Origin of the sequence: Paraburkholderia phosphatilytica, assembly GCF_003443895.1 — a bacterium.
Lineage (GTDB): Bacteria > Pseudomonadota > Gammaproteobacteria > Burkholderiales > Burkholderiaceae > Paraburkholderia > Paraburkholderia phosphatilytica.
In genome coordinates this window covers 310,700-335,581 of record NZ_QQOA01000002.1, presented here as the reverse complement: position 1 = coordinate 335,581, position 24,882 = coordinate 310,700, and the positions used below count along the sequence as shown (strand labels likewise).

Annotated in this window: 21 protein-coding genes; 10 read left to right on the top strand and 11 right to left on the bottom strand. The window is 66.6% G+C overall.

Annotation, left to right across the window (positions count from 1 at the left end; all coding sequences use genetic code 11):
* Positions 1 to 136 precede the first annotated feature (136 nt).
* The 4 genes from rlmB to rpiA all read left to right on the top strand — a co-directional run bounded on the left by rlmB (position 137) and on the right by rpiA (position 3,014).
* Positions 137 to 883, top strand: a complete 747-nt coding sequence (rlmB, locus tag DVS29_RS03320; RefSeq protein ID WP_118179011.1) for a 23S rRNA (guanosine(2251)-2'-O)-methyltransferase RlmB — start codon at positions 137 to 139, stop codon at positions 881 to 883.
* 34 nt (positions 884 to 917) lie between these two features.
* Positions 918 to 1,301 carry a nucleotide pyrophosphohydrolase gene (locus DVS29_RS03315; RefSeq protein WP_118179010.1) on the top strand — a complete coding sequence of 128 codons (384 nt, stop codon included), beginning with the start codon at positions 918 to 920 and terminating at the stop codon, positions 1,299 to 1,301.
* Positions 1,291 to 2,211 carry an N-acetylmuramoyl-L-alanine amidase gene (locus DVS29_RS03310; protein ID WP_118179009.1) on the top strand — a complete coding sequence of 307 codons (921 nt, stop codon included), beginning with the start codon at positions 1,291 to 1,293 and terminating at the stop codon, positions 2,209 to 2,211. The genes DVS29_RS03315 and DVS29_RS03310 overlap by 11 nt, the downstream gene beginning before the upstream one ends.
* 110 nt (positions 2,212 to 2,321) lie before the next feature.
* The gene (gene rpiA / locus DVS29_RS03305; RefSeq protein ID WP_118179008.1) at positions 2,322 to 3,014 is read left to right on the top strand and encodes a ribose-5-phosphate isomerase RpiA; all 693 of its coding nucleotides are present in this window, start codon (positions 2,322 to 2,324) and stop codon (positions 3,012 to 3,014) included.
* Positions 3,015 to 3,192: 178 nt separating this feature from the next.
* Here the strand turns inward: rpiA and DVS29_RS03300 are convergent, their stop codons facing one another.
* Positions 3,193 to 4,614, bottom strand: coding sequence for a glycosyltransferase (locus tag DVS29_RS03300; RefSeq protein ID WP_118179007.1), 1,422 nt, complete (start codon positions 4,612 to 4,614; stop codon positions 3,193 to 3,195).
* Positions 4,615 to 4,912: 298 nt separating this feature from the next.
* Between DVS29_RS03300 and DVS29_RS03295 the strand changes: the two genes are divergently transcribed.
* From DVS29_RS03295 to DVS29_RS37180, 5 genes are all read left to right on the top strand, one after another.
* Positions 4,913 to 6,160, top strand: coding sequence for a glycosyltransferase family 4 protein (locus DVS29_RS03295; protein WP_118179006.1), 1,248 nt, complete (start codon positions 4,913 to 4,915; stop codon positions 6,158 to 6,160).
* Between the two features lie 462 nt (positions 6,161 to 6,622).
* Positions 6,623 to 7,048 carry a helix-turn-helix domain-containing protein gene (locus tag DVS29_RS03290; RefSeq protein ID WP_118179070.1) on the top strand — a complete coding sequence of 142 codons (426 nt, stop codon included), beginning with the start codon at positions 6,623 to 6,625 and terminating at the stop codon, positions 7,046 to 7,048.
* 214 nt (positions 7,049 to 7,262) lie between these two features.
* A complete protein-coding gene (locus DVS29_RS03285; RefSeq protein WP_118179005.1) occupies positions 7,263 to 8,000 on the top strand; it encodes a class I SAM-dependent methyltransferase in 738 nt (245 codons plus the stop codon).
* Positions 8,001 to 8,247: 247 nt separating this feature from the next.
* Complete coding sequence (locus DVS29_RS03280) at positions 8,248 to 9,423, top strand: hypothetical protein (RefSeq protein ID WP_118179004.1); 1,176 nt, start codon at positions 8,248 to 8,250, stop codon at positions 9,421 to 9,423.
* Between the two features lie 10 nt (positions 9,424 to 9,433).
* Positions 9,434 to 9,913, top strand: a complete 480-nt coding sequence (locus DVS29_RS37180) for a hypothetical protein (protein WP_164707835.1) — start codon at positions 9,434 to 9,436, stop codon at positions 9,911 to 9,913.
* A gap of 82 nt (positions 9,914 to 9,995) precedes the next feature.
* Here DVS29_RS37180 and DVS29_RS03270 read toward each other — a convergent pair whose 3' ends face one another.
* The 10 genes from DVS29_RS03270 to DVS29_RS03225 all read right to left on the bottom strand — a co-directional run bounded on the left by DVS29_RS03270 (position 9,996) and on the right by DVS29_RS03225 (position 24,005).
* Entirely contained in the window at positions 9,996 to 12,464 is a 2,469-nt protein-coding gene (locus DVS29_RS03270; RefSeq protein ID WP_118179002.1) for a polysaccharide biosynthesis tyrosine autokinase, read from the bottom strand.
* Between the two features lie 21 nt (positions 12,465 to 12,485).
* Entirely contained in the window at positions 12,486 to 13,865 is a 1,380-nt protein-coding gene (locus tag DVS29_RS03265) for a polysaccharide biosynthesis/export family protein (RefSeq protein ID WP_240655434.1), read from the bottom strand.
* Positions 13,866 to 13,897: 32 nt separating this feature from the next.
* Complete coding sequence (locus DVS29_RS03260; protein ID WP_118179001.1) at positions 13,898 to 14,845, bottom strand: glycosyltransferase family 2 protein; 948 nt, start codon at positions 14,843 to 14,845, stop codon at positions 13,898 to 13,900.
* 66 nt (positions 14,846 to 14,911) lie between these two features.
* On the bottom strand, positions 14,912 to 16,297 hold the full coding sequence (locus tag DVS29_RS03255) for an undecaprenyl-phosphate glucose phosphotransferase (RefSeq protein WP_118179000.1): 1,386 nt from the start codon (positions 16,295 to 16,297) through the stop codon (positions 14,912 to 14,914).
* Between the two features lie 22 nt (positions 16,298 to 16,319).
* Positions 16,320 to 17,054: a Crp/Fnr family transcriptional regulator gene (locus tag DVS29_RS03250; protein ID WP_118178999.1), complete on the bottom strand. Its 735-nt coding sequence runs from the start codon at positions 17,052 to 17,054 to the stop codon at positions 16,320 to 16,322.
* A gap of 655 nt (positions 17,055 to 17,709) precedes the next feature.
* Entirely contained in the window at positions 17,710 to 20,349 is a 2,640-nt protein-coding gene (locus tag DVS29_RS03245; protein WP_164707834.1) for a glycoside hydrolase family 2 protein, read from the bottom strand.
* Positions 20,350 to 20,362: 13 nt separating this feature from the next.
* A complete protein-coding gene (locus tag DVS29_RS03240) occupies positions 20,363 to 21,355 on the bottom strand; it encodes a DUF1839 family protein (protein WP_420816064.1) in 993 nt (330 codons plus the stop codon).
* Positions 21,356 to 21,402: 47 nt separating this feature from the next.
* Positions 21,403 to 22,449, bottom strand: coding sequence for an amino acid--[acyl-carrier-protein] ligase (locus tag DVS29_RS03235; RefSeq protein ID WP_118178997.1), 1,047 nt, complete (start codon positions 22,447 to 22,449; stop codon positions 21,403 to 21,405).
* The gene (locus DVS29_RS03230; protein ID WP_118178996.1) at positions 22,450 to 23,757 is read right to left on the bottom strand and encodes an acyl-CoA dehydrogenase family protein; all 1,308 of its coding nucleotides are present in this window, start codon (positions 23,755 to 23,757) and stop codon (positions 22,450 to 22,452) included. It abuts the gene before it with no gap.
* Positions 23,754 to 24,005, bottom strand: a complete 252-nt coding sequence (locus DVS29_RS03225) for an acyl carrier protein (protein ID WP_118178995.1) — start codon at positions 24,003 to 24,005, stop codon at positions 23,754 to 23,756. Before DVS29_RS03225 ends, DVS29_RS03230 begins: the two co-directional genes overlap by 4 nt.
* 331 nt (positions 24,006 to 24,336) lie before the next feature.
* On the opposite strand from DVS29_RS03225, the gene DVS29_RS03220 reads away from it, so the two are divergent.
* Positions 24,337 to 24,873 carry a GNAT family N-acetyltransferase gene (locus tag DVS29_RS03220; RefSeq protein ID WP_118178994.1) on the top strand — a complete coding sequence of 179 codons (537 nt, stop codon included), beginning with the start codon at positions 24,337 to 24,339 and terminating at the stop codon, positions 24,871 to 24,873.
* The last annotated feature ends 9 nt before the right edge of the window (positions 24,874 to 24,882 follow it).

The following is a 24,882-nucleotide window of genomic DNA, read 5'->3' as shown; positions in this document are numbered from 1 at the left end:
CCGAAGCACAGCACGACAGCCGTCGTTCTGTGCCCGGCCCGCATCGCAATCCCATTCGATGAGATCGCCACGCGCCGTCCTGCGGCGCGTGGCGGTTCATCCAGTTCCAGCAAAGCCAGCAAAGGTTGTTTTCATCATGTCACGTCTGAAGGTTCTCTACGGTTTTCATGCGGTCACGGCGCGGATCCGCCACGACGCGTCGACGGTCGAGGACGTCTATTACGATCCGACCCGTCGTGACCGGCGCATGCAGGAGTTCCTGCACATGGCAAAGGAGGCGGGCGTTCGTGTCATCTCCGCCGACGAAACCCGCTTGTGGGGCCTCGCGCATACCGAGCGCCATCAGGGCGTGGTCGCGCGCGCGAGCGACGTGCCGCTCGCGCAGAACCTCGCGGAACTGCTCGACGGTATCCAGGGCACGCCGCTCCTGCTGGTGCTCGACGGCGTCACCGATCCGCACAACCTCGGCGCGTGCCTGCGGGTTGCCGATGCGGCCGGCGCGCACGCGGTAATCGCGCCGCGCGACCGCGCGGTCGGCCTCAACGCCACTGCCGCGAAAGTCGCGAGCGGCGCCGCCGATACCGTGCCGTACATCACCGTGACGAACCTGGCGCGCGCGCTGCGCGAGCTGAAGGACGCGGGCGTGTGGATCGTCGGCACCGCGGGCGACGCAACCGCGAGCCTCTACGAAACGAAGCTCGACGGCCCGGTCGCGCTGGTGATGGGCGCCGAAGGCGAGGGCATGCGCCGGCTCACGCGCGATACCTGCGACGAGGTGATGAACATCCCGATGGCCGGTACCGTCGAGAGCCTGAACGTATCGGTCGCGAGCGGCGTGTGCCTGTTCGAGGCCGTGCGGCAGCGGGTCCCGACGTCGAAGTAACCGCATCCACCGCATCCACGAAAGAGGGCACGCGATGCAGCCGAACGAACCGCGCTCCGACCTCGCCGAACTGCGCGACGTGATCCGCGCGTTCGTCGACGAGCGCGACTGGCATCAGTTTCATACGCCGAAGAATCTGGCCACCGCGCTGTCCGTCGAGGCGAGCGAACTGCTCGAGCCGTTCCAGTGGCTCGTCGCCGGCGAACGCGCCGAGCTTGGCGAGAAAGGCTACGAAGCGGTCCGCCATGAAATGGCCGACGTGCTCACGTATCTGATCCGTCTCGCCGATCGCCTCGACGTCGATCTGCGCGACGCGGTGCTCGAGAAGATGGCGATCAACCGCCGCAAGTATCCGGCCGATCAGGTGCGCGGCGATTCGCGCAAGTACACCGAGTACAAGCATCACGATGAAACCTGAGCGCATCGGTGGGGCGTTGGCTGGCGGCAACCACTGCACGCGCAACGCGGCCCGCGCCGCGTTGATCGCGCTGGCAACCGCCACGCTCGGCCTGCTCGCCGCATGCTCGACAACGACTGTAGACCGCGGCAGCTACTTCGCCGACACCAGCCACCACGCGAAGGACGAAGACTCGCGCGTCCGCTTTCTCGTGATGCACTACACCGAGATCGGCGAGGCGCAGTCGCTGCGCACGTTGACCAGCGAAGGCGTGAGCGCGCATTACCTCGTGCCCGCGCATCCGCCGTTGAAGGACGGCAAGCCGGTCGTCTGGCAGCTGGTGCCCGAGTCGCAGCGCGCGTGGCACGCGGGCGTCAGCGAATGGCAGGGCACGACCGAGTTGAACGCCGCGTCGATCGGCATCGAGAACGTCAACGCCGGCCCGATCGACACACCGCAAGGCCGCACGTGGCAGCCGTATCCGCCGGAACAGGTGGACGCGATCATCCGGCTCGCGAAGGACATCGTCACGCGCTACCAGATTCCGCCCACGCGCGTGGTCGGTCACAGCGATATCGCGCCGCAGCGCAAGACCGATCCGGGTCCCGCGTTCCCGTGGAAGCAGCTGTACGACGCGGGCATCGGCGCGTGGCCCGACGCGGCGACGGTCAGCGCGGATCTCGCCGGCCGCGACCCGGCGGCGCCGGTTGACGTGCAAGGCCTGCAGCAGAAGCTCGCGCGTTACGGCTACGCGGTCGCCACCGACGGCGTGCTCGACGACAGGACGCGACGTGTGTTCGCCGCGTTCCAGATGCACTTCCGGCCGCGCGACTACTCCGGCAATCCGGACGCCGAGACCGACGCGATCGCGCAGGCGCTGCTCGACAAATACGGCCCGACGCTGCCGGCCGAACCCGCGCCGGCGCCCTGACGCCCGCTTGATCGAAGCCCGATCCGTGCCGCGGAAAAACCGCTGGCACGTGTCGGTGCTCCGGTAAACTGGCGGTTTCCGCTTCCCTTACTCAGCACCACCACACTCCGATGACTCAGGACGAACTCAAGCAACTGGTCGGCCAGGCCGCCGCCGACTATGTCGTGGCCAACGTGCCCGAAGGCGCCGTGATCGGCGTCGGCACCGGCTCCACCGCCAACTGCTTCATCGACGCGCTCGCCGCGTCGAAGGGGCGCTATCGCGGCGCGGTGTCGAGCTCGCTCGCCACCACCGCGCGGCTGCAATCGCACGGCATCAAGGTGTTCGATCTCAACGAGATCGATTCGCTGCCGGTGTACGTGGACGGCGCCGACGAGATCGACGGCAGCGGCGCGATGATCAAGGGCGGCGGCGGCGCGCTCACGCGCGAGAAGATCGTCGCGTCGGTGTCGGACGTGTTCGTCTGCATCGCCGATGCGAGCAAGCGCGTCGACGTGATGGGCACCTTTCCGCTGCCGGTCGAGGTTGTGCCGATGGCGCGCACCGCGGTCGGCCGGCGTCTTGCCGCGCTCGGCGGCGTGCCGGTGCTGCGCGTGACGAAGGAAGGCGCGCCGTTCATCACCGACAACGGCAACGAGATCCTCGACGTGAAGGGCCTGTCGATCACCGATCCGCGCGGCCTCGAAGCGCGGATCAACGCGCTGCCGGGCGTCGTTACCGTGGGGCTCTTTGCGGCGCGCGGCGCCGACCTGTGCCTGCTCGGCGGCGCGAACGGCGTCGAGCGCATTACTTACGGGAAGTAACCGGTCCGCGCAGGCTTCTGCTGCTGAAGCTGAAGTAAAAAACGGGTCGCATGGCATGGTTGCCAGTGCGACCCGTTTTTCTTTTGCGCTGCGAGGCGCTTCCAAAGCGCCACGTGCCACGTGCCACGCGCCACGCGCCACGCGCCACGCGCCACGCGCCACGCGTCGCCGCTCAACCTCAGCCGCGCGCCGAACGCGCCGCTTCCCCGATCGCGCGGTTCATCGAGTCCAGATAGCGTTGCACCGAAAAACGCGTGCGGGCGTCCTCGCGTGCCGCGAGCGCGAGCCGTTGGCGCAGCGCGGGATCGTCGCGCAGGGTTTCGATCGCCTGCACGAGCCCCGCGACGTCGCCCGGCGTGACGAGCCAGCCGTTGCGGCGATGCGAGACGATCTCCGGCACGCCGCCCGCCGCCGCGGCGATCACCGCGCGCCCGGCCGCCATCCCTTCGACCACGACGCGGCCGAACGGCTCCGCGCTCGTCGACGTGTGCAGGATCACGTCCATCGCGCGCATCCACGACGGTATGTCGTGCTGAAAGCCCACGAAATGCACGCGCCCCGCGATGCCGAGCGCTTCCGCCTGCTCGCGCAGCTGCCGTTCGTAGTCCTGCTCGCCGAACAGCGGCGTGCCGACCAGCACCAGATGCGTGTCCGGCAGGCGCGCGAGCGCGTCGAGCGCGACATGCTGGCCCTTCCACGGCGCGAGGCGGCCGAACAGTCCGGCAATCCACGCGTTCGCGGGCAGGCCGAGACGCTCGCGCAGCGCGCGGACATCGGTGCCGTCGGCTTCTGACGGCGCGGCGGCTGCATCAGCCTCGGCTGCGCGAGGCGGCAGGAACGCTGCCGAGTCGATGCCGTTGTGCACTACGCGGATCGATTCCGGCTTGCAACCCGTGAGCGCGACGAGCGAATGCGCGGACGCGCGCGAGTTCGCGATCACCTGGTCCACCGCGAGCCGCACCAGCCATTTGACAATCGTGAGCTGCATGCGGCCGAAGTGCTCGCCGCTCAGGATGTCGTGCTGATACCAGATCAGCGGACGACGATGCAGCGGCTTGCCGAGCGCCGCGAGCACGAGCGCCTTCTGGGTGTTCGCGAACACCACGTCGTGGCGCCGCGCGTCGCGCGCGAGGCCGATCGTCTGCCGCGCGAGCGCGGGCAGCGCGCGCAGCCAGCCGAAGCGCAGCGACTGGCGCGAGATGCCCGACACCCGCGCGTCCACCCGCATCCGCACCGTCACGCCGAGCGCCTCGAGCTTCGCGCGAAACGGGCCTTCCGACAGCAGCACGACCTCGCCGCTCGCCGCGTGATGTTCCGCGAGCGGCAGCAGCGCGAATTCGGCGCCGCCCAGCTGGCCGCTCTGGTCGACGAACAGCACCGTGGGCGCGGCGGCATCGTGCTGGGCGCGCCGCGTGTGCGTCGTGCGTGTCGCGTCGACGGTCTCGAAGAACGTATCGGAGATCGAAGCGGAGACCAAAGCGGAGCTCGAAGCGGGGATCGAAGCGCCGGCCGGCGCGTGCAGTGCAGTGGGCGCATCGGACGCATCGAGCGGCGGCGTTTCTGCGCGCGGCAGGCCGCGCGCGAATTCAGGGGCATTCATCGTGGTCTCGCAGTGTGGTTCGCGGTCCGGCCGCGCTCGTGGTCGCGGCCTGTCGATCCCTTCGCCGCGTCGCGGCAACCTGCCGATGCCGGCACCGAACCCCGTAAAACAGGGGCTTTCAGTTACACAACCGCCATCGGCAGGCCTGAGCGAATCGCGATCGGGCGTTGGCGCTCATTATTCGCGTGCTGTTGATTGCGCAGTGTGGGCGCGCGCACGCACGGTGCATGGATGCCGCCTTTACACTGCCTGGCAAGAGCAGTGGACCGAAACAATCAAAAACGACAGGTAGCAGAAGATGAAAGTGGCGATCGTGCACGACTGGCTGGTCGCGCCGGGGGGAGCAGAGAAGGTGCTCGAACAGATCATCCGGTGTTTTCCGGATGCGGATCTGTTCAGCCTTGTCGACTTCCTCGAGGATCGCGTGCCGGTGCATGGCAAGCCCGTCACGACATCGTTTCTGCAGCGCCTGCCGTTTGCGCGAACGCGTTATCGCTCGTATCTGCCGCTGATGCCGTTCGCGATCGAGCAGTTCGATCTGTCCGGCTACGACCTCGTGATCACGAGCTCGTACGCGGTCGCGAAGGGCGTGATCGTCGGTCCGGATCAGACGCACGTGAGCTATGTGCATTCGCCCATGCGCTACGCGTGGGACCTGCAGCACCAGTATCTGCGCGAGGCGCGCCTCACGCACGGGTTGAAGTCGCTCGCGACGCGCGCGCTCCTGCACTACCTGCGCGGCTGGGACGCGCGTTCGGCGAATGGCGTCGACCGCCTGATCGCGAACTCGCGCTTCGTCGCGCGGCGCGTGCAGAAGGCGTGGCGGCGCTCGGCGGCGGTGATTCCGCCGCCCGTCGACGTCGAGCGTTTCGACCTGCAGGCCGAGAAGGACGATTTCTATCTGACCGCGTCGCGGATGGTGCCGTACAAGCGCATCGACCTGATCGTCGAGGCGTTCGCCGCGATGCCGTCGCGCCGGCTCGTCGTGATCGGCGACGGCCCGCAGATGGATCAGGTGCGCGCGAAAGCCGGCCCGAACGTGACGATTCTCGGCTACCAGCCGTTCGACGTACTGAAGGACCACATGCAGCGCGCCCGCGCATTCGTCTATGCGGCCGAGGAAGACTTCGGGATCGCGATGGTCGAGGCGCAGGCGTGCGGGACGCCGGTGATCGCCTACGGCAAGGGCGGCGCGCTCGAAAGCGTCGCGCCGATCGGCACGCTGCGGCCGACCGGCGTGCACTTCGGCGCGCAGACGGTGGCGTCGCTCGTGGCCGCGGTCGAGCACTTCGAGCGGCATCGCGACGACATCAGCCCGGACGCGTGCCGCGCGAACGCGGAGCGCTTTTCCGCGGCGACCTTCCGCCGCGCGTTCATGACCGAGGTCATGCAGGCGATGGCGGAGACGGGCGCGCGTGCGCTGGAGCAGGACATGGAACAGGGTATGGCGCTTCTCGACGCGCCGCGTGCGGCCGCGCTCGCGTGGCCGGACGATACGGCGGGCGCGGCGCTGTGGCATGCCGACGCCGTGACGGCGCGGCAGTAAGCGGCAAATGAGCAGCAAACGAGCCGCGAATGAGCCGCGAATGAGCCGCGAATGAGCCGCGAATGAGCCGCGAATGAGCGGCAGTGAGCAGCCCTGAACGAATCGCAGCAGCGGCCAGCCAGTACGTGCTGGAAGTAGCGAGGCAGCAGAGGGAGTGGCAGGAGGCAGGAACACCTGCGGGCGGCTCGTCGTGCGCCAGCAGGAGCAGGAGAAGCACAACGAGACTTGAAAAGAGCGACGTGGAATCAGTGCGGTTTGCTGTGAGGCCGGAAGGAACGACCGAGGAGTCGGTGCAATACGATGCAGCGCGTAGCCGGGGTGCCGCGCGCGGCATGTCGTCCGTCCGGGAAGAGCCACTGAACTGAAATCGACAATCGTCAGTTACTACAGGCCGTGGTGGTTTTCCGCTACGAGCACACAACAATGGGGCGACGACCTGTGGACAAGGATGCAACCGACAACATGAACGGCGACCGTTTAATGCAGGATATTCCGGACATCGTCCGTACGTGGGAAGTGCTGCAGCAGCAGACCTTCCTGAAACCCATCCGCAGCGAGCTGGATCATCAGAAGATGACCCGGCTGGCGAAGGAGCTTGCCGGGCGGCTCAACGGCGATCGCGAGGGTCCGCTTGCGGACCTCGTCGGGATCGTCTGCGACCTGATACACGGCTGGGAGAAGACGCATCATCCCGGCGTGCCGAAGGACGAGCCGCGCGTCGTGCTGCGCCGCCTGCTGGAGACGCACGGACTGAAGCAGAAGGATCTGTCCGACATTGCGTCTCCGACGGTGATCAGCGACATCCTCGCTGGCCGCCGCGCGATCAGCAAGAACGTCGCGAAGGCGCTCGCGGAGCGGTTCCAGATGGACGTGAGCCTGTTCCTCTGAGGCGCGCGTTGCCACGGATCCGGCATGACCCTCGCTGCCGCGTGCGCGCGGCGGCGGGCGGATGCGTGTGTCCATGCGCGGCACGAACGGTGCCGCGGCATGGCGCAACGCCCTGAGCTGACTCGCATCCGCGAGCCGGCTGAGGGCGTTCGCGCCACGAAATTTTATAGACGATCCGCGCGATCAGCGCGGCGCTGCTACGGGGAGTGATTCGATGCAACAGGCTCAACAGGCACAGGAATTCTGGAACGGGATCTTTTCGGGCCGCAAGGAAGATGCGAGTCTCGTCGAGCTGCCCGACATGCAGAACCCGGTGTTCCAGCGCGCCGCGCGCCATTTCGGCGACGTGCGCGGCAAGACGCTGATCGATCTCGGCTGCGGCGCGGGCGCGTCGTCGCTGTTCTTCGCGTCGCTCGGCGCGAACGTGATCGCGATCGACCTCAGTACGGTCGCGATCGACAACCTCAAGCGCTACTGCGCGCGGCACGGCATCACGAATATCACGCCGCGCGTGCTGCCGGCGCAGAAGATCGCGAGCATCGAGAACGCGGACTTCGTGTTCGGCTCGATGATCCTGCATCACATCGAACCGTTCGACCAGTTCGCCGCGCAGCTGCGCCGTGCCGTGAAGCCGGGCGGCCGTGCGTTCTTCTGGGAGAACAACGGCGCGAGCGACACGATGATGTGGTTCCGCGATCACGTGATCGGCAAGCTGTGGGTGCCGAAGTACGGCGACCCCGACGAATCGCCGCTCGCACCGCGCGAGGTCGATGCGCTGCGCCGTCACTTCTGTGTCGCCGCCGAATTCCCCGAGATGATCTACGTGCAGATGGCGTCGACCTACCTGCTGCGCGGCAAGCTGCATGGCGCCGCCGCGCGCGTCGATGCGTTCCTCGCGCGCTTCGCGTCGCTGCGTCGCTTCAGCTACCGGCAGTATCTGTGTCTGTCGTGAACTGACTGGTTGCTTCGTAGCGGTTGGTTCTACATGACGCCGGCCGCATGAGCTTTCCTTTTGGGAGGTTCGTGCGGCCGGCGTTTCCTTTTCCTTTTCCGGCGCGTTTGCGGGACTGGACGAATGAGCGTGCGTCACCGCACACAGCGGCAGCGAAGCGGCTTTGATCTGGATCGCTCACTTCTAACATTGAGAGGCTTTTGGGAAGGACTGGCGATGTCGCTAAATGACCCGAAGGGGGAGTGCCATGCGCGAACAGATCGATTTCTCGCTTACGCCCGAATTTCAGGCGTTCATGAGCGGTCTGGCCTTTCTGGAGCAGAAAGCTTGCACGATCGTCCATGGCGTATTCATCGACCCGCATCCGGTATTGAAGACCTGGCAGGCTGCGTCCTCGCAGACGGGCATCGACTTTCCGGATGACTTCGACTGGTTGATCGACGGCGGCGGCAGCAGCGGCGGTCTGCTGCTGTCCGCGCTCGCGATGAATTCGCAGGCGCCCATGCCGTTTCGGCCCGACAGCATTCCGCCGGGATGGGGAACATTCTGCGAGCGCGCTGGCAAGCGCCACAGCCCGTTCCTCGTAAAGATCTACGTGGCGCCGACGACCCGCAATTCGTCCGCGCAGCGGCGCGTGGTGGAAGACTACGCGCGCCGTCAGCCGTTTTTCGTCACGGTCATCGATGCCGAGCAACCTTCGTTCGTCGCGAAAGTGGACGGCAGCGTACCGCTGACGGCGACCATCAGCGGCACGTTGGGCGGCTTCCTGAGGGACGGCACGGGCATCTGGGGCGTAACGTGCGGTCACGTCGGGCAGCTTGTGAATGGGCAGATCACGCTCGACGACGTGAACAACCAGATCATCAACAACGCGGGCATCGTCCATCACTCGACGTTCGATCCCGTGCCGGCCACCTGCGGCGCGGTGTGCAACCAGTATGTGCAGAACGGCCTCGAAGTCGATACCGCGCTCATCGAACTGTCGTCGCCGCACACCGCCACCAGCAGCGTGAAGCGGGTCGGCACGATCACCGACATCTACGACCGGACCCAGCTGAACTCGGGAAACCAGCTGGTCATGCGTGGGCCCCGATCGGGGAAACACACCTACGTGATCGGCGGATACGGCGTGACCTGCAAGATTGCGTTCGCGGGTCTCGGTGACTTCTGCTTTTCTCACCTGTTTGAATTCTCGGCGCCCTCGCATTCGGCCGGTGCCGTCGGCGGACGGGTTGCGCAGGCGGTGGCGCCGCGGCCGCTCGCAGGCGACTCCGGTTCCTGGCTCTGTTTTCATCTGTCCGGCAACGACTACGCGTACTTCGGCAATCTGATCGCGGTGTCGGGTGCGACGGGCATCGCGACCTTCGCGGACTCGGTCACCGGCTGGGCCAGCACGCTCGGCATGTCGTTGAACGTCCTCTAACGGAGCCGCCATGCAGATCATCAGGAACCGATTCGGGCGACTGGTCCAGCGGGTATTCGGAGGATTTTCCGACGGCGTCCAAGCCGCGGGCAACCGCGGCGATGCGGCTGCCGCGACCAAAGGCTGGATCGCACTGACGATCGGCGTCGTGGCTGCATCGGTTGCGCTCTGCTACTTCGTCAAGACCGGGCTCGGAGTCGAGGTCATCCTCGCCATCGGGTGGGGGCTGTTCATCGGGTTTTCGATGCTGATCTTCTGGCCTCCGAAGCTTTTGACGACGATCTTCGGGGGCACGCTCGGCGTGGCGGGCACGGGGCTGCCAGGCGTCGGCGATACGATCGAAAAGCTGGCGAAAGAGGTGGAGAAGATCGTGACCACGCTGAATGCTTCGCTGGCGGGCGCCTATCAGGTGCACTCGATCTCGGTGATCCTGTTCCTCGTTGCGATGGCGATCTGCATGCTGCCGGCCTACAGAACCTCCGACGAGTAACCGGCTTCGCGTGCATCGACCGCGACGGCATCGGCAGAGGAGGGCGCGGACTGCCGCCCCCGATTGCCTGCCTTGCGTCGCGTCAATGCTCCACCGGCGTCACATCCGCCGAATACGTGTACGCATACGCGTATTCGTACGTGCCGTAGCGCGAGCCGCGCTTCGGCTCGGTGCCGTTCATCACCGCGCCGACCACCCGGGCCCGCGCGCGGCGCAGCTTCTTCAGCGACTCGGTGATGTTCGCCTCGGTATGCGCGCCGGCGCGCATCACGAGGATCGTCGAGCCCGCGAGGTTCGCGACCACCGCGGCATCCGGCGCCGCGAGGAGCGGCGGCGTATCGACGATCACCAGATCGAACTCCTGCTCGAAGCGGTTCAGCATCTGCGTGAAGCGCGACGACGACAGGATCTCCGACGGATTCGGCGGATACGCGCCTGCCGAGATGAAGTGCAGCCCGTCTACACCGGTGGAGCGCGCCGCGACGTCGAAGTCGATCTGGCCCGTCAGCAGCTCGGTGAGGCCGCCCGCCGGCGACTTGCCGAAGTACTGCGCGAGACGTCCGCGGCGCAGATCCGCGTCGATCAGCACCACGCGCTGCCCGGCTTCGGACAGCAGCGCGGCGAGATTCGCGCACAGGAAGCTCTTGCCGTCCGACGGCGCCGGGCTCGTGATACACACGATCCGGTTCGGCGCATCGACGAGACCGAACTGCAGGGTGGTGCGCAGCCCGCGCACGCCTTCCACCGACATCGCGAACGGCGCGGTCTTCACCAGTAGCGGCCGGCTCGGCGCGTAGTCGTCGGGACCCAGCACGCGCGCGCGGGTGCGCTGCACGTTCGGCGTCGCTTTAGCCGTGCCTCTTGCAGCGTTACGCGCCGCGTCCGCTTCCTTCGCATGCGTGCTCGGCAGGCTCTGCAGGATCGGCATCACGCGCCGCGCGAGATTGAACGCGCCGCTCACGCCGCCGGCGCCTTTCGACGCGCTCGCGGCCAGCAGGCCACGCTTGGCCGGCGCGCCGAGCCTGCGGCCATTGCGCTCGTAGGCCAGACGGTCCGCCTGCGCCTGCTCGACGCTGAACGAGATCGCGCCGAGCACGGGCAGCCGGAAGCGGCGCTCCACTTCGTCAGGATCGCGCACGCCGGTCAGGAACTTGCGGCGCACGAATGCGAACGCGATGCCGAGGATGATGCCGAGCATCGTGCCCGCCGCGACGATCAGCGCCGCCTTCGGACGCACCGGCGACAGCGGCACCAGCGCCTCGTCGACGATATGCACGTTGCCGACCGTGCCGGCCCGCGTGATCGACAGCTCCTGGATGCGGTTGAGCAACGTGACGTACACCTCTTCGTTGACCTTCGCGTCGCGCTGCAGCGAAACCGCTTCGCGTTCGGAGCCCGGCAGTTCCTTGAAGTGATCCTCGAAGTTGCTCTTCTCGCGGCTCAGCGCGTTGATCTGCGCATCGATGGTCTGCACTTCCAGGCTGTCCGACGTGAATTTCTGCATCAGCTGCGCGCGTTCGATGCGCAGTGCCGCGATCTGCTTCTCGTACTCGAGACCGCCCGACAGATACACCTGCGCTTCCTGGGTTGGCTGGAACGTGCCCACGCGCGCCTGGTACTGCGACAGCGCCGTTTCCGAGCGCTTCAGCTCGTCGCGCAGATGCGGCACCTCGCTGTTCAGGAAGCTCAGCATCTTGCTCGCTTCTTCCTGCGCGCGCTCGGTTCGGGCCTGCAGATACGACTGCGCGACCGAGTTGACGATCGCCGTGATCTGCTTCGGATCGATGCCTTGCAGCGACAGCTGCACGACGCCGGTTTCGTGGCCTTTTTCGCTGATCTGCAGACCGTTCGCGAGATTCATCACCGCGTCGAGCTGATTCGCGCGCGTCACGTAGAACTCGGTGCCGGCGCGCGCGACGAGCTTGCTCACGAGGATCGACACGTCGTGCCCGGTGGCCGGCACGCCCGCGACGCCCGTGAGCAGCAGATGGTGCTTCGCGTCGAGCAGCTCGAAGCGTCCGTCGCCGAGCGCGCGCAGCATCAGCCGCGAGCCCTCGAGCGCCTTCGGCACCGAAATCGAATCGACCGTGAACTTCTCGCCGCCCCACGCATACGACGACAGGCCGAACCACGGACGTTGCGGCGTGCCTTCGGTCGCGAACAGCTTCGCGAGCGAGCCGAGGATCGGGAACTGCTTCGGCACGGTCTGGAAGTTCAGCTTGAACGCCTCGACCACCGGCTCGACGACCGTGCGACTGCGCATGATCTCGATCTCGGCGTCGGTGTGCGGCGCGTTGCTCGAGGTCGACGGCGCCGACAGCGCCGCGCTGCTCGACGTGCTCGACGTCGGCGTCTCGACCTGGATCAGCGCGTCCGCCGAGTAGATGTGCGTCGCCGTCTTCGCGTAGATGATCGACGCGAGGATGACTGCGCCGGCGATGCCGAGGACCCACCAGATCTGATCGAAGATCATCCGGAACAGGTCGTGCATCACCTCCTCGTCTTCGCTCCCCGGCTGGGGAGCGGGTTCGAGCATGTCGTACGTACTCATGTCGATGTCTCGCAAAATCGGTTAGCGGCCGAGTTCCTTCGTGAAGAACAGCGTCTGCAGGGTCGGAGAGATCTGGTCGAGCAGGCGGTTGAAGCGCGCCGAGCTCGCGACCTGCACGTACACGACGTCACGCGGTTGCAGTTCGAACTTGGTCATCAGCATCAGCGCGTCGACCTGGGTCATGTCGAGGCGGTAGACGCTCGGGACCGGCGTGTTGCCGTCGGTCTTCAGCGTGGCCGGCGTCGCGGCGGCCGGCGCGCCCGCCGTCGCGTTCGTCGAAACCGGCGTCGTCGCGGCGCCGGCGGACGTGGCGCCCGGATGCATCATCCCTTCGACGCCGCGGATCACGTAGATGTAGCGCGGGTCGCCCGTGCGCACGTCGAGACCTTGCGCGCCCGTCAACGCATCGGCGAGCGTCAGCTTGCCGCGGTTCATCGGCAGCGAGGTCGGCTTCATCACTTCGCCGAGCACGAACACGCGGCTGTTCGAACGGTCCGGCACGTCGATGATGTCGCCGTCCTTCAGCACGACGTTTTGCTGCGGGTCGCCGGTTTCGAGCAGCGCGGCGACGTCGACGCGATAACGCGTGCCGTCGCGCGTCACGCCGACGTTCTGCAGGTCCGCGTCGGGCAGCGCGCCGCCCGCGCGGTTGATCGCATCGATGACGGAGAGCGGCAGGTCGGTGATCGACTCGGCCGCCGGTTCCTTCACGCTGCCCGTCACCTGCACGACCTGGCTGTTGAAGCCCGACACGCGCACGTCGATCTGCGGATCGCGGATCGTCTTCGCGAGGCCGTGGATCAGCTGCTGCTGGATCTGCTGCACGTTTTCGCCGAGCACGTGAACGCGGCCGACGCGCGGGAAGTAGATCGTGCCGTCGGTCGCGACGCGCACCGACAGGCCGCCTTCCACGCCGCCGCCCGTGCTGATCGCCGTGCCGGCCGGCGTCGCCGCGTTGCCGAGCGTGAGGCTGCCGTTATTGCCTTGCGGCAGCGGCGGCGTGCCGGGCAGGCCGAGCGTGCCGTTGCCCGTGAGCTCGGGGTGATCCCATACGATCACGGTCAGCTGGTCGTTCACGCCGACGTGGTAGCTGTAGCTCGCGCGCACCGTCTTCGTCAGGCAGACGAGCGGGCACACCGACGGCAACGCGGCCGCGCGTTCCTGCGCGAAGTACGCGATGTCGATCGGCTGCACGTGGTATTTGTCCGCGGCGTTCGTCGCGGGCGTCGTGTCGTCGAGCCGGTCCTTGTCGAGATACGGTCCCGGGGCGAGCGAACACGCGCCAAGCAGCGTGGTGGCGAGCACGACCGCGATGGCGGCGGCGCTGCGCTTCGGAACGACGGCGGACAGCGGCCGCATCGCGAACGATGCCGGCAGCGCTGCAATGGTCTTGATGGTCATGATGGTTGGTCCCTCGCGCTTTTCGTAGCGCCTTAGTGCATCGCCTGTTGCCAGGCCGCGCGCATCGCCCGCAATCCGACCCGCCACTTGCGCAGTGCGAGCACGATGCCTTCGCCGCCGAGCGCCAGCAGCAACGCGCGGACGAACCCCGGGTCCGCGCGGTTGCCGATCAGCGACGCGTAAGCGACGAACGCCCGCCGCCCGATCGGCGACAGGTGCTCACACATGATGAGTCGAAGATTGAACGATGCGTTGTAAAACGCGTTGTCGTTGAACGTATAGCGCTGGTCTTCGTCACTACGTGGGGCAGGGTAGTGATCGACGACGAGCGCCGGGTCGTACACGAGCGTCCAGCCCCGGCGCAGCACGTCGAGACAGAACGCCATTTCGCAGTGAACCTGCGCGCCACCCCCGAGCAGACGCGCATCGAAGCGCAGCGTATCGACCGCTTCGCGGCGAAACGCCATGTTCACGCCTTTCAGCACCTGAACTTCACGCGGGCCACCGGTGCCGAGGTGGTGGTTGCCGATTGCGCGTCCGTACCAGCGCACCACGCCGACGACGCTGCGCGCCCCTTCGAGAATGGTGCCGCGCTCGTGCACGATGTCGCGTCCACCAAAACCGCCCAGCGCGGGATCGCGCATGAACGCGCGCACGATCCGGTCGATCCAGTCGGGTTTCGGCGCTGCGTCGTCATCGCAGAAGCACATCAGGCGGCCGGCCGCGGTATCGAGGCCGCGGTTGTACGCGGCCACCACGCCGGCTTCCTCGACGAGCGCAATCTTGAGCGCGGCCGCGGGCACCGACGCGCGGTATGCGTCGAGCCAGGCCAGCGTTTCGGTATCACTGGAACGTGCGACCACCACGATTTCGTCGGCACGTCGGTACTGTGCCTCGAGTGCGCGCAGACATCGCGCGAGATCGGTCGTACGCCGGTATGTCGGCACGATCACCGACACACTCACATTGCCGTTCATCATTGCCCCCCCGCGGGCGATCCTTCAAGCAGCGCTATATTGTTCGAAATTCACGCGCCGCTATGTTGTTCAGTACGCATTGCGTCCAACAAATCCCTTCACGAGCGTGATCAGCACGATCTTCATGTCGAACCAGAACGACCAGTTGTGGATGTAGAACAGATCGAACTTCACGCGCGCTTCCATCTTCTCGACCTTCGCGGTGGCGCCGCGATAGCCGTTCACCTGCGCCCAGCCGGTGATGCCGGGCTTGATCCGGTAGCGGAACATGTAGCCGTACACGAGATCCTTGTAGAGATCGTCGTGTTCGATCGCGTGCGGACGCGGACCTACCACCGACATCTGCCCGAGCAGCACGTTGATGAACTGCGGCAGCTCGTCGAGACTCGTGCGGCGCAGGAACCCGCCCAGCTTCGTCACGCGCGTGTCGTTGCGGGTCGCCTGGGTCACGCTGCCGGCGTGCTCCGCATGCACCGTCATCGAACGGAACTTCAGGATGCTGAAAGTGCGGCCATCCACGCCCTTGCGCTTCTGCTTGAAGAACACCGGGCCCGGCGAGGTCAGCTTGATCGCGACGCTGATCGCCACGAACACCGGCGCGAGCGCGAACAGCGCGGCGAACGCGAACAGTCGATCGAATACGAGCTTCGGCAGCATCTTCGGCGTGCTGCTGTCCACGCCGCCCAGGTTGATCGTCGGCAGACCGAGCAGATCGACCATCGAGTGATTCAGCAGCGACATGCCGCGCGTATCCGGAATGAAGCGCAGATTCACGAAGTCGTGGCGGAACGCGCGCGTGAAGCGGTAAATGGTGTGCTCTTCGGAGAGCGGCAGCGCGAGCCACACCTCGTTGATCTTTTCAGCGCGCACGCGCTCGATGAAGGCGTCGATGTCGGTCAGCACCGGCAACGAACCCATCCGCGCGCCGTATTCGTCCGGGTCCGCGCAGGTCGTATCGAGCATGCACGCCGGACGGAAGCCCGCCTGCGGCGCGCGTTCGAGATGCGCGAGCACGTTGCGCACGAAGCCCGGCGCGCCGGCCATCGCGACCGTGCGGTAGTTGAGCCCGCGGCGACGCACGTAGCGCAGCGACAGATGCGCGGCAAGCTTGGTCGTGACGATCAGGCCGCCTGAAATCAACACGGTGTAGCCGTACCACAGCCGCGACACGGCATCGAGCCGGTGCAGCGTGAAGACGATCAGCAAACCGGCCGCGACGGTTGCGAGCCACGCGAAGGTGACCTGCAGCAGCATCGCGGGCAACGATTTGCCGCGCCACGTTTCATAAACGCCGAGCGCCGGGAACAGCAGCAGCACCAGCGTGCAGTTGAAGGCGATCAGCAGACGCTGCGTGTCCGAGAAGTCGAACTGGAACGAGAAGCGCAGCCAGTGCGCGACCAGTGCTCCGGCGATCACGAACAGCGCGTCAAGCACACGCGCAATATGGTTGAACATGATCCCTGCCTCCGGGCAGGACTCAGACTACGGCTTCGGCTTGTTGCAGACGCGGCAGCAACCGGTCGAACTCGCGCTTCACGAGACCGTAGCATTCGCAGGCGCGCGCTTCGAGACCCTTGCGGTCGAGCACCTTGATATGGCCACGGCTGTGATGGATGAGTCCTTCGTCGTGCAGACGGCCGGCCGCTTCGGTGATGCCTTCGCGGCGCACGCCGAGCATGTCGGCGATCAGCTGCTGCGTGACCGTCAGATCGTTCGACGCAACGCGGTCGACTTCTATCAGGAGCCACCGGCACAGCTGCTTGCTGAGCGAGTGGTGACGGTTGCACGCTGCCGTCTGTGCGACCTGGGTGAGGAGGGCGTGCATGTACAGAAGCATCAGGCGGCGGAACAGGTCCGAGCGCGAGAAGTGTTGGCGCAGGGCCTGCGCGCTCATGCGATACGCGAAGCCCGAGCATTGCACCTGCACGCGGCTCGGCATCGTTTCGCCGCCCGTGAGGATCGGCACACCGGTCATGCCTTCGCGTCCGACCGCGGCGATCTCGACCGAGCCGCCGTCTTCCATCGTCGAGAGCAGCGAGATCACCGCGCTCGTCGGGAAGTACACGTGATGAATACGCTGGCCTGCATCGCACAGCAACTGCTCGGTCCGCAGATGGACGAGCTCGAGATGCGGCGTGAGTGCTTGCCACTCGTGCGACGGCAGTGCGCCCAGAAGATGATTGCCGTGCAGATCGGATTTGATGGTCAACATGATTCGGTCCTCGCAGAGCCGCGCCTCGCGCAGCCTCTCATTTTTGATCCGGTAGTGCGTCCCCTCCGACGTCGCCTGGCAAAGCGACGTGGACACAACACCGGCCCCGTTACCTGCGCGCCGTCCTGAGTTGACATCGTGTAACGGTCGCGCTGTTTTATTGCGCTTCCCATTTAGCGAGGACTGTGCCAATCACGCGCAAAACAAGTCCTGATGCGGCGCAACGTCTGTTACGCCACCTTCGTTCGGGGCAAATCGCCGATTTTTGTTTCAAATCTGCAAAACGGGGGGGCGCTGCGCATTCTGCGAAACTACTTTATTTGATGCGCTGCAAGTGGCTGACGGATATGGGGTTTTTTGCCTGCTGAAAGAGGCCTGGAGGGGTTGCTTCGATACTGAAACAGCAACTTGCCGACTGTTTGGCCGGCGGAGGGGTGTGGCGCAGAAACGATTCACTCATGCCACATGCGTTAGGTTGGCTTCCGCACAGATGCGAATTTCGGGTTCGGTTCGCAAGCCGTGAGAACGAGTGACTTCCGGTTTATCGGCAGCGGCCCGAAAAACTTTAAAGAGTGAGGAAACATGCGGGTCTCCACGCATTTGTCGGACGCATCGGCGGGTCGGCCGACGCTTCGGCGCCCGCGCGCAAAAATGTTCAGCGATAGAAGCACGGGCCGATTGAGTTGATCGCGCGCACTTCGCCGTCGGGTGCACGACTTGTATCGTTCGCGAGAACGGCCTCGTGAAATGGCCCGATGCTTGCTGCTGTGTGCGACCCCGCACGCACGTCGTCGCGACGAACGAGCGGCACGATGCGCGGCTGGTTCGGCGCGAGGTGAAACCAGTTCAAAGCGGCCCGGTAGTGCGCGTCTTCGATATGTACATAACGCGCGAAGCGTTTTGCCTCGATCACGAGCTGCCAACCGTTTGCGTGCTGCTCCACGCGCGCGGACAGTCCCAGATCGTGACGCTGCTCCGCGCGTCGGTCCGGCAGATGGAACGCTTCGCCGATCAATCCGCCCGTCGTTTTGTCACGTAGCGTCGCTATCGTGACTTCATGCGCGAGCGGACCGAAGCGGTACGCAAACGTGAAATCGAAGAACTGGCCGAGCACGTCCGCGGCCGACAGGCGCTGCGTGCTGCGCGCCGGCAGTTCGACTTCGCGCTTCGCCGACGCAACCTTGACCGCGCCATCGCGCAGGCACACGAGTTCGAGCTCCGCGTCGCGCGGCGTCGCGGTCTCGTTGATCAGATGCAGATCGAGGCCGTCGAGACCTTCGTCGGTGAACGCGAGCTGGACCGGCTGAAACGTTTGCGACAGCGCATGCCACGCGCTCTTCGGCCGCCCGAGCGCATCGACGAGGCCCCAGCCCGCGCCCGCGCGCAGATCCTGGAACTGCCAGACCAGCCCGCCCATGCAGCTCGAACTCGCGCGGCGCCATTCGGCGAACACGTCGCTCATCACCTCGGCGACCACGGCGCGCGACAGCGCCAGGTAGCGCGCGGGGTCTTCATAGCGCAGCCGCGCCGGCTCGACGCCATATAGCGTGCGCAGATAATGGTCGCGGACGTCGTCGAAGTCCCAACCCGCGCCCTGGTCGCGCGGCACGGCGGTCTTCCAGCGCGGATCGTGCGCGTGGACCGTGCCGAGGCCTTCGTGCAGCGTCGCGTCGTCGGGGATGTTCGCGAACGCGAGGCACTCGGCGGCGAAGCGCACGCCGGCGCGGCGCGCGTCGTCGAGCGGCCGCTGGTACGCGCCGACACCGTAATAGTGAGTGACGCCGGTGCGCGTGGAGAACGGCCACGCGCCGCCCGTCGGCGAATGCTCGACATACGGCACGTCCGGCCGCTGTTCCGCGACGATCGCGGGCAGGCGTTCACTGAACAGTGCCTGCCGCCGCATTTCGGGCGGCAGACCGAACATCGCGGCCTGCTGATCGATCTCGCTGCCGCCGCACAGAACGGCGAGCGACGGGAAGCGGCGTGTGCGCGCGAGGAACTGCGTCGCTTCGCGCGCAACCGATGCGGCAAACGCGTCGTCGTTCGGATAGTCGAAGTTCGCGAACGCGAAATCCTGCCACACCAGAACGCCGTGCTTCGCGGCAAGCGCGTAGAACGAGTCGGACTCGTACACCATCGTGCCGCCGACGCGCAGCATGTTCATGCCGGCTTCGCTCGCGAGCTGGAACGCGTGTTCAAGCTGCGCGCGGCTGCCCGTCAGCGTGACGAGATCGGCGCTGGTCCAGCACGCGCCGCGGCAGAACACCGGCGTGCCGTTCACGCGGATCGCGAAGCCGTTGCCATCGGCGCCGCGATCGATCTCCAGCGTGCGGAACCCGACCTCGCCGAGCGCGAACGCCGCGGTGCCAAGCCGCAGCGTCACGTCGTGCAGCGCGGGCGCGCCATGCGTATGCGGCCACCAGCGCTCGGCGTTGGGGACCCGCAGCGTGCCGGTCAGGGTGCGCGCATCCGTCCACGTGAGACGGGCTTCGTGGCCGCTGCAGATGAGTGCTGCGTCCTTTGCGTCCTGCGCGCTGCCGTCGTGCTGAGGGCGCACGAAGGTCAGCGTGAGCGCGACGATGCCGTCGTCGCCTTCGATGTGCGTCGCGAGGTCGACGGTATCGAAGGCGTGCGGCGCATCGCCCAGCAGTTCAACGGGACGCCATGGGCCCACGGCCTGCACGGCGGGACACCAGCCGGGCATATGGCCGAGCAGCGTCGTGCGGACATTGCGCAACGTGGGCGGCGATACCAGCCGCGGGCGCCAGCGCGCACGGGAGCGGCGCGCTTCGAGCAGCGGCGTGAGCGAGCGGAAGCACAGCGCGAGCGTCACGCTGCCGTGCACGTCGAGATCGAGATCGTGCGACTCGAACATTGAATCGGACGTCAGCACGCGTGCGTCGTCGATCCAGACTTCGCACAGCGTGGCGAGGCCATGCAGCCTCACGCGCGTGGGGCCTTCGAGCGTGACGGCAGTGCGGTACCAGTGATCCTGGAACGCGAACGGCGGCGCATGCTCGATGTCGAGCTTACCGGCGGCCCGCCACGCGGACGCGACGGTGCCGGGCACCTCGGCGGCGATCCAGCCGTCGCGAGGCCAGCCGGCAGGGTTCGCGCACGCGCCCGGCGCGGTGCTCACGCACTGCCAGCCGACCGTGAGCGGACGCGGCCAGACAGTCGCGGTGCGGTTCGCACTGGCGATCGCGCCGTCGTCGGCGGAAGCGCGCGGCGCAGGCGCACCCGAAGCGGATTCGGCGCCACCAGGGCCTCCCAGGGCCTGCAGAACGGCTTGCATCGGCACTGGCAGATCAGCGCACCAGCTCGACGAGCGGCGGCAGCGTCGCGTCGTACGCGGCTTCCAGCACGTCGAAGCAGTCGTCGCACAGGTCGCGCCGGCCGCGCGCCATCGCGCGCACGAGGCGGAACTGCATCACCATCGCTTCGGACGCGATCTGCTGCGCGGCGGCGGGAATCGCGGGCGGCATGTCGAAGCCCTGCGACTTCAGCCACAGCAGGTACTTCGACAGAAACTCGAAGTTCGCGCCGAGCTGTCGCATCAGGTTGAACGAGTACGGATGGAAGAATGGCTCGCCGCGCTCCAGCAGCTTGTCCAGATGCGTCGGGAAGGTCGCGCGCCATTGCGTGATCGGGTTGCGCAGCGGCCGGCGCGTCAGATGCGCGCACAACAGGTCCGCCGACGCCTCCGCGAGCTCCACGCCTTCCAGCGCCGGGCGCACCTGCTTCGCGAACTCGACGTACGGGAACAGCAGTTCGCTGCGGCCGCACAGCTCCGGCAGGCGGCGGAACACGCCGTCGTAGTCTTCGCCGTCGAGCCGGTGGTAGCCGGTGTTGTGGAAGTAGCCGAGCGAGCGGCTCACCGGATCGATGAAATCGACGCCGATCGTCGTCTTCGGATGCTCGCGGCGGTACGAGGTCGCGCGCGTGTTCGGCAGATAGAAGCCGTCCACCTCGACCAGCACCGTGTTGCCGCGCAGCGTCTGCGCGAGCACGCGGTCTTCGAGCGAGTCGTAGATCGCGAGCTCCTGCGCCTGGATGCCATACAGGCGGTCCAGATCCTCGAGCGGAAACTTGAAGAACGTGAACTGGTCGCCCTCGAAGTCCTGCGTCACCGTGAAGCCGAACGCCGCGGTCGGATCGAACCCGAGACCGTGCAGCAGCTCGATCCACATGTCGACGTAGCAGTTGGTCTCCTGCCACACGCGATCGCCCTGATGCAGCGCGTGCGACACGTGCGTGCGCGGAGTGCGCGGCATGCTCGGCGTGGTGGCGGGGCGGTTCATCGGCGAGGCGGGTTCGGGTTGGCTCTGGAGTGCGGAGGACGGCGGGTTCATGCGCCCGCTCCGGCGAGACCGCGCGCCACGCGCGCCTCGGTGTCGCCCCACAGCAGCGCGCGCACGTCGTCCGGCCATGCGTTCACGTCGAGGCCGTGATGGCGGAACAGCGCGAGCGTGATGCGCTCCATGCCGAAGCCGACGCAACCGGTGTGCGCGACGGCGCCGTCTGCGCATTCGAGCTTCCAGATCGCGCCGAAGTGCTCCATGTGATAGTTGAACGACAGGCAGGCCGTCTTGCCGTCCGGGTTCGCGACCTGGATCAGCAGTTCGAACTTGAGCGCCTGCGCACGCTGGCTGTCGGCGACGATCTTGCCGCCGCGGCCGAAGAACGGGTCGTTCGCGAGGTCCACTTCTACCGGCAACTGCAGCAGCGAAACCAGCAGCGAGCCGCGCTCGATCCACATCTGGCGGAACGCCATCACCTGCTCGGGCGTGCCGATCCGCACGTATTCGCGCTGGCGGAACATCTGCATGCGGGCTGGGTCGAGCGACGGCTCGTGCCGGAAGCAGTACGACATCACGTCGATGGTGCGGCCTGCTTCGGGCAGCGGACCACGGCGCGCGATGACCGGATACACGGGATAGCAGGCGGCCGGCGTCAGCACGACGCGGGTCGGCTTCTGCTGCGCCATCCATTCGTCGTCGCGGTCGTCGTCGCTCCTGTCCATCGCGTCGTCGAGGCAGCGCAGCAGGCGCTGATGGCCGCTGTCGTTGCCGCAGAACGAATGGATCGTACCGGCGAGATTCGGGAAGCTCTTCAGGTATTCGCTGTCCTCGAAGTCCGTGCGGCGCATCGCCGGCGGAAACCGCAGGAATTCGGGCGCCTGGTCTGCACCCAGATGCGTGATCGCGGCGTTCAGGCGGTCGATCACGTCCTCGAATACCTGGCTGCGGCCGTAGAGGCCGTTTTCGCCCGTATCGATCAGGAGCCCGGCGGCGAGCAGCTCGTCGCGGAACGTCGGCGCGTCACTACGTGCGTCGGTACCCGCGTCAGCTTCCACGCGGTGCTCGAGCACCGCGGTATCGGTCATCGTGTTCATTCATGCTCTCCCCGGAGCGGCCGGCCGCTGCGCGAGCAGCAGACTGGCGGTGTTTTGCGCGATGCGGTCGTTGTTGATCATCAGGGGTGCTGAATACAGATCGCGCAGGTGTCGTCCCACGCTGTAATCAGTGCCGTTCTTGTAGCCCGCCATCCCGCAGATCATCAGCACTTCCTGGACGACCTGGATGGCCGTCGTCGAAATGCTGGTCTTCAGCGTATTCATGTCCGACGCGAAACCGAGCATCGCCGACAGCGGCTGGTCCGCCTGGCATCCGCTCTGTCTCGTTTGATGCGCTGTCCGTGCGGCATCCAGCGCGATCGAGAGGCGCGCCTGCATCATCTGCAGCAGGCCGACCGCTTCCGCGAGCCGCATGCCCGACGGCGGCACCGTGCCCGGTTTCGCCCGCGCCTGGGCGCGGAAGAACGCCTTCGCGCGGTTCACCGCGTCCGTCGCGACGCCGGTCCAGACCGACGCCCACAGGATGTGCGAGACCGGCAGCATGGTCTGGTCCGCGATCAGCGCGAACGGCGTGGGCAGGATCTGCCCGGCGACGCCGTCGGCGGTGAGGCGAAAGCCCTCGCTGCAGGTGCCGCGCATGCCCATCGAGTCCCAGCCGTTGCGCTTTTCGAGGCGCACGCAGTCGGTTGCGCTGCCGGATGCCGCTTCCTGCATCGCGACGATCAGCACCTGATCGCCGGCGGCGGATTCGGCCGTGCGGCGCGACGTGACGAGAATGCCGTCGGCGTGCGCGCCATACGAGATGGTCGGCGCGAGCTTCTCGATGTGGAAGCGTCCGTCGTTCGTTTCGACGGCGCACGCGCTGGTGCGCATGTTGCCGCCGATGGTGTCTTCGGACGTTGCCGACGCAAGCAGCCATTGCTTCGCGACCAGCTCGGCGAGCAGTTCGCGCTGCCAGGGCACGTCGCTGCCGTGCTCCTGGATGCAGGCCACCTGGATCTGGTGCATCGCATAGACCATCGCGGTCGACGCGCAGCCTTGCGCGAGGATCTCGCAGATCGTTGCGACGTCCGCGAGCGACAGCCCGTCGCCGCCGAATTCGGCCGACACCAGCGTCGAGAGCAGCCGCTCGCGACGGATTGCATCGAACGCCTCGAACGGGAAGCGGGCCTCGCGGTCGACGGCATCCGCGTGCTGCGCGGCGACTTCGGCCACGCGGCGTGCGGCAGCGCGCCAGCCGGGCTCGATCTCGACCGCCGCGAGCGCCGCATTCACGGCGCCGCCGCTGGATGCGCGGGCAAGCGTTTCCGCGGACGCGTTCGCGTCCTGCTTCAACGGGGTGTTCATGCTGCCGCCTTGGCCTGCTGCAGTTCGGTCACGGCCGCGGCGAGCGAATCGATGCTGGAAAAGAGCCTGCGCGTGAGCATGCGGTCGGGAATCTCGATGCCGAATTCGTCTTCGATCGCGAGCATGATGTGGACGGTCGCGAGCGACGACAGTCCGGCTGCGTACAGGTCGGCGTCATCGGCGAGGGTATCCGGCGAAACGTCGAGACGAGCCGATTCGGAAAGGATGCGTCGCAGTGCAGTTTTCATGGAGTGGAACCCCTCGTGAATCATGAATCGCGCCACTTGGTGTTCGGCGCCCGCTGTGCGCTGGCGGGTCCGATGTGCAGCGTGCCGGGTGACGGGGTGCCGTCGATGGTGGCTGCACGAGTTGGACGTATTAAACGAATTGTCAAGCGTCAGCGTCGGTGCGTTCCCGCACGGAAATCCGACCCCCGCGGGAAGTACTGTTCGGTCATGGCTTGCAAGACCACAGGCCACGGCATGGGAAGCACCTGCGCCAACAAATTGCAGCAACCATCTTGCATGGGACCGGAACAAGCGTTGAAGGCCAACTCCGGTCAAAAAGGGGAGAGTCGTGATGAACTGGAAGACGCTGGAGTTTGACCAACTCACGGCGCGCGAGCTGTATCTGATCCTACGCGCACGCAGCGCAGTGTTCGTTGTAGAACAATCGCATGTCCACCTCGATGCCGACGGCCACGATGCCGACGCGCTTCATCTGTTTGCCGCAGAGGACCTGACCCGTCCAATGCCGATCATGGCCTACGCCCGCATCCAGCCGGGCGACCTCGAAGACCCGGAAGTGATCGTCGACAAGGTGCTCACGAGCCCCGTGCGGCGCGGCGACGGCACCGCCGAAATCCTCATCGAACGCGCGCTGCAGGCAATCGGCAACCGCTGGCCGTCGCGCACCGTGCGCATCAACGCGCCGGTCGGCCTGCGCGCGTTCTATGAGCAGTTCGGCTTTCGTAAGACGGATGGCCCGTTTCTCGAGCACGGCACGGCCTATATCGGCCTGCGCCGTCCCGCGCGCGGCACCGCGCAGCCGCTCTTCGGTTCGCTGCGGCGCGACCGGGGCCGGCTGTCGGTCGTCAACAGCTTCGAACTGCTGTGAGCCGCGGCA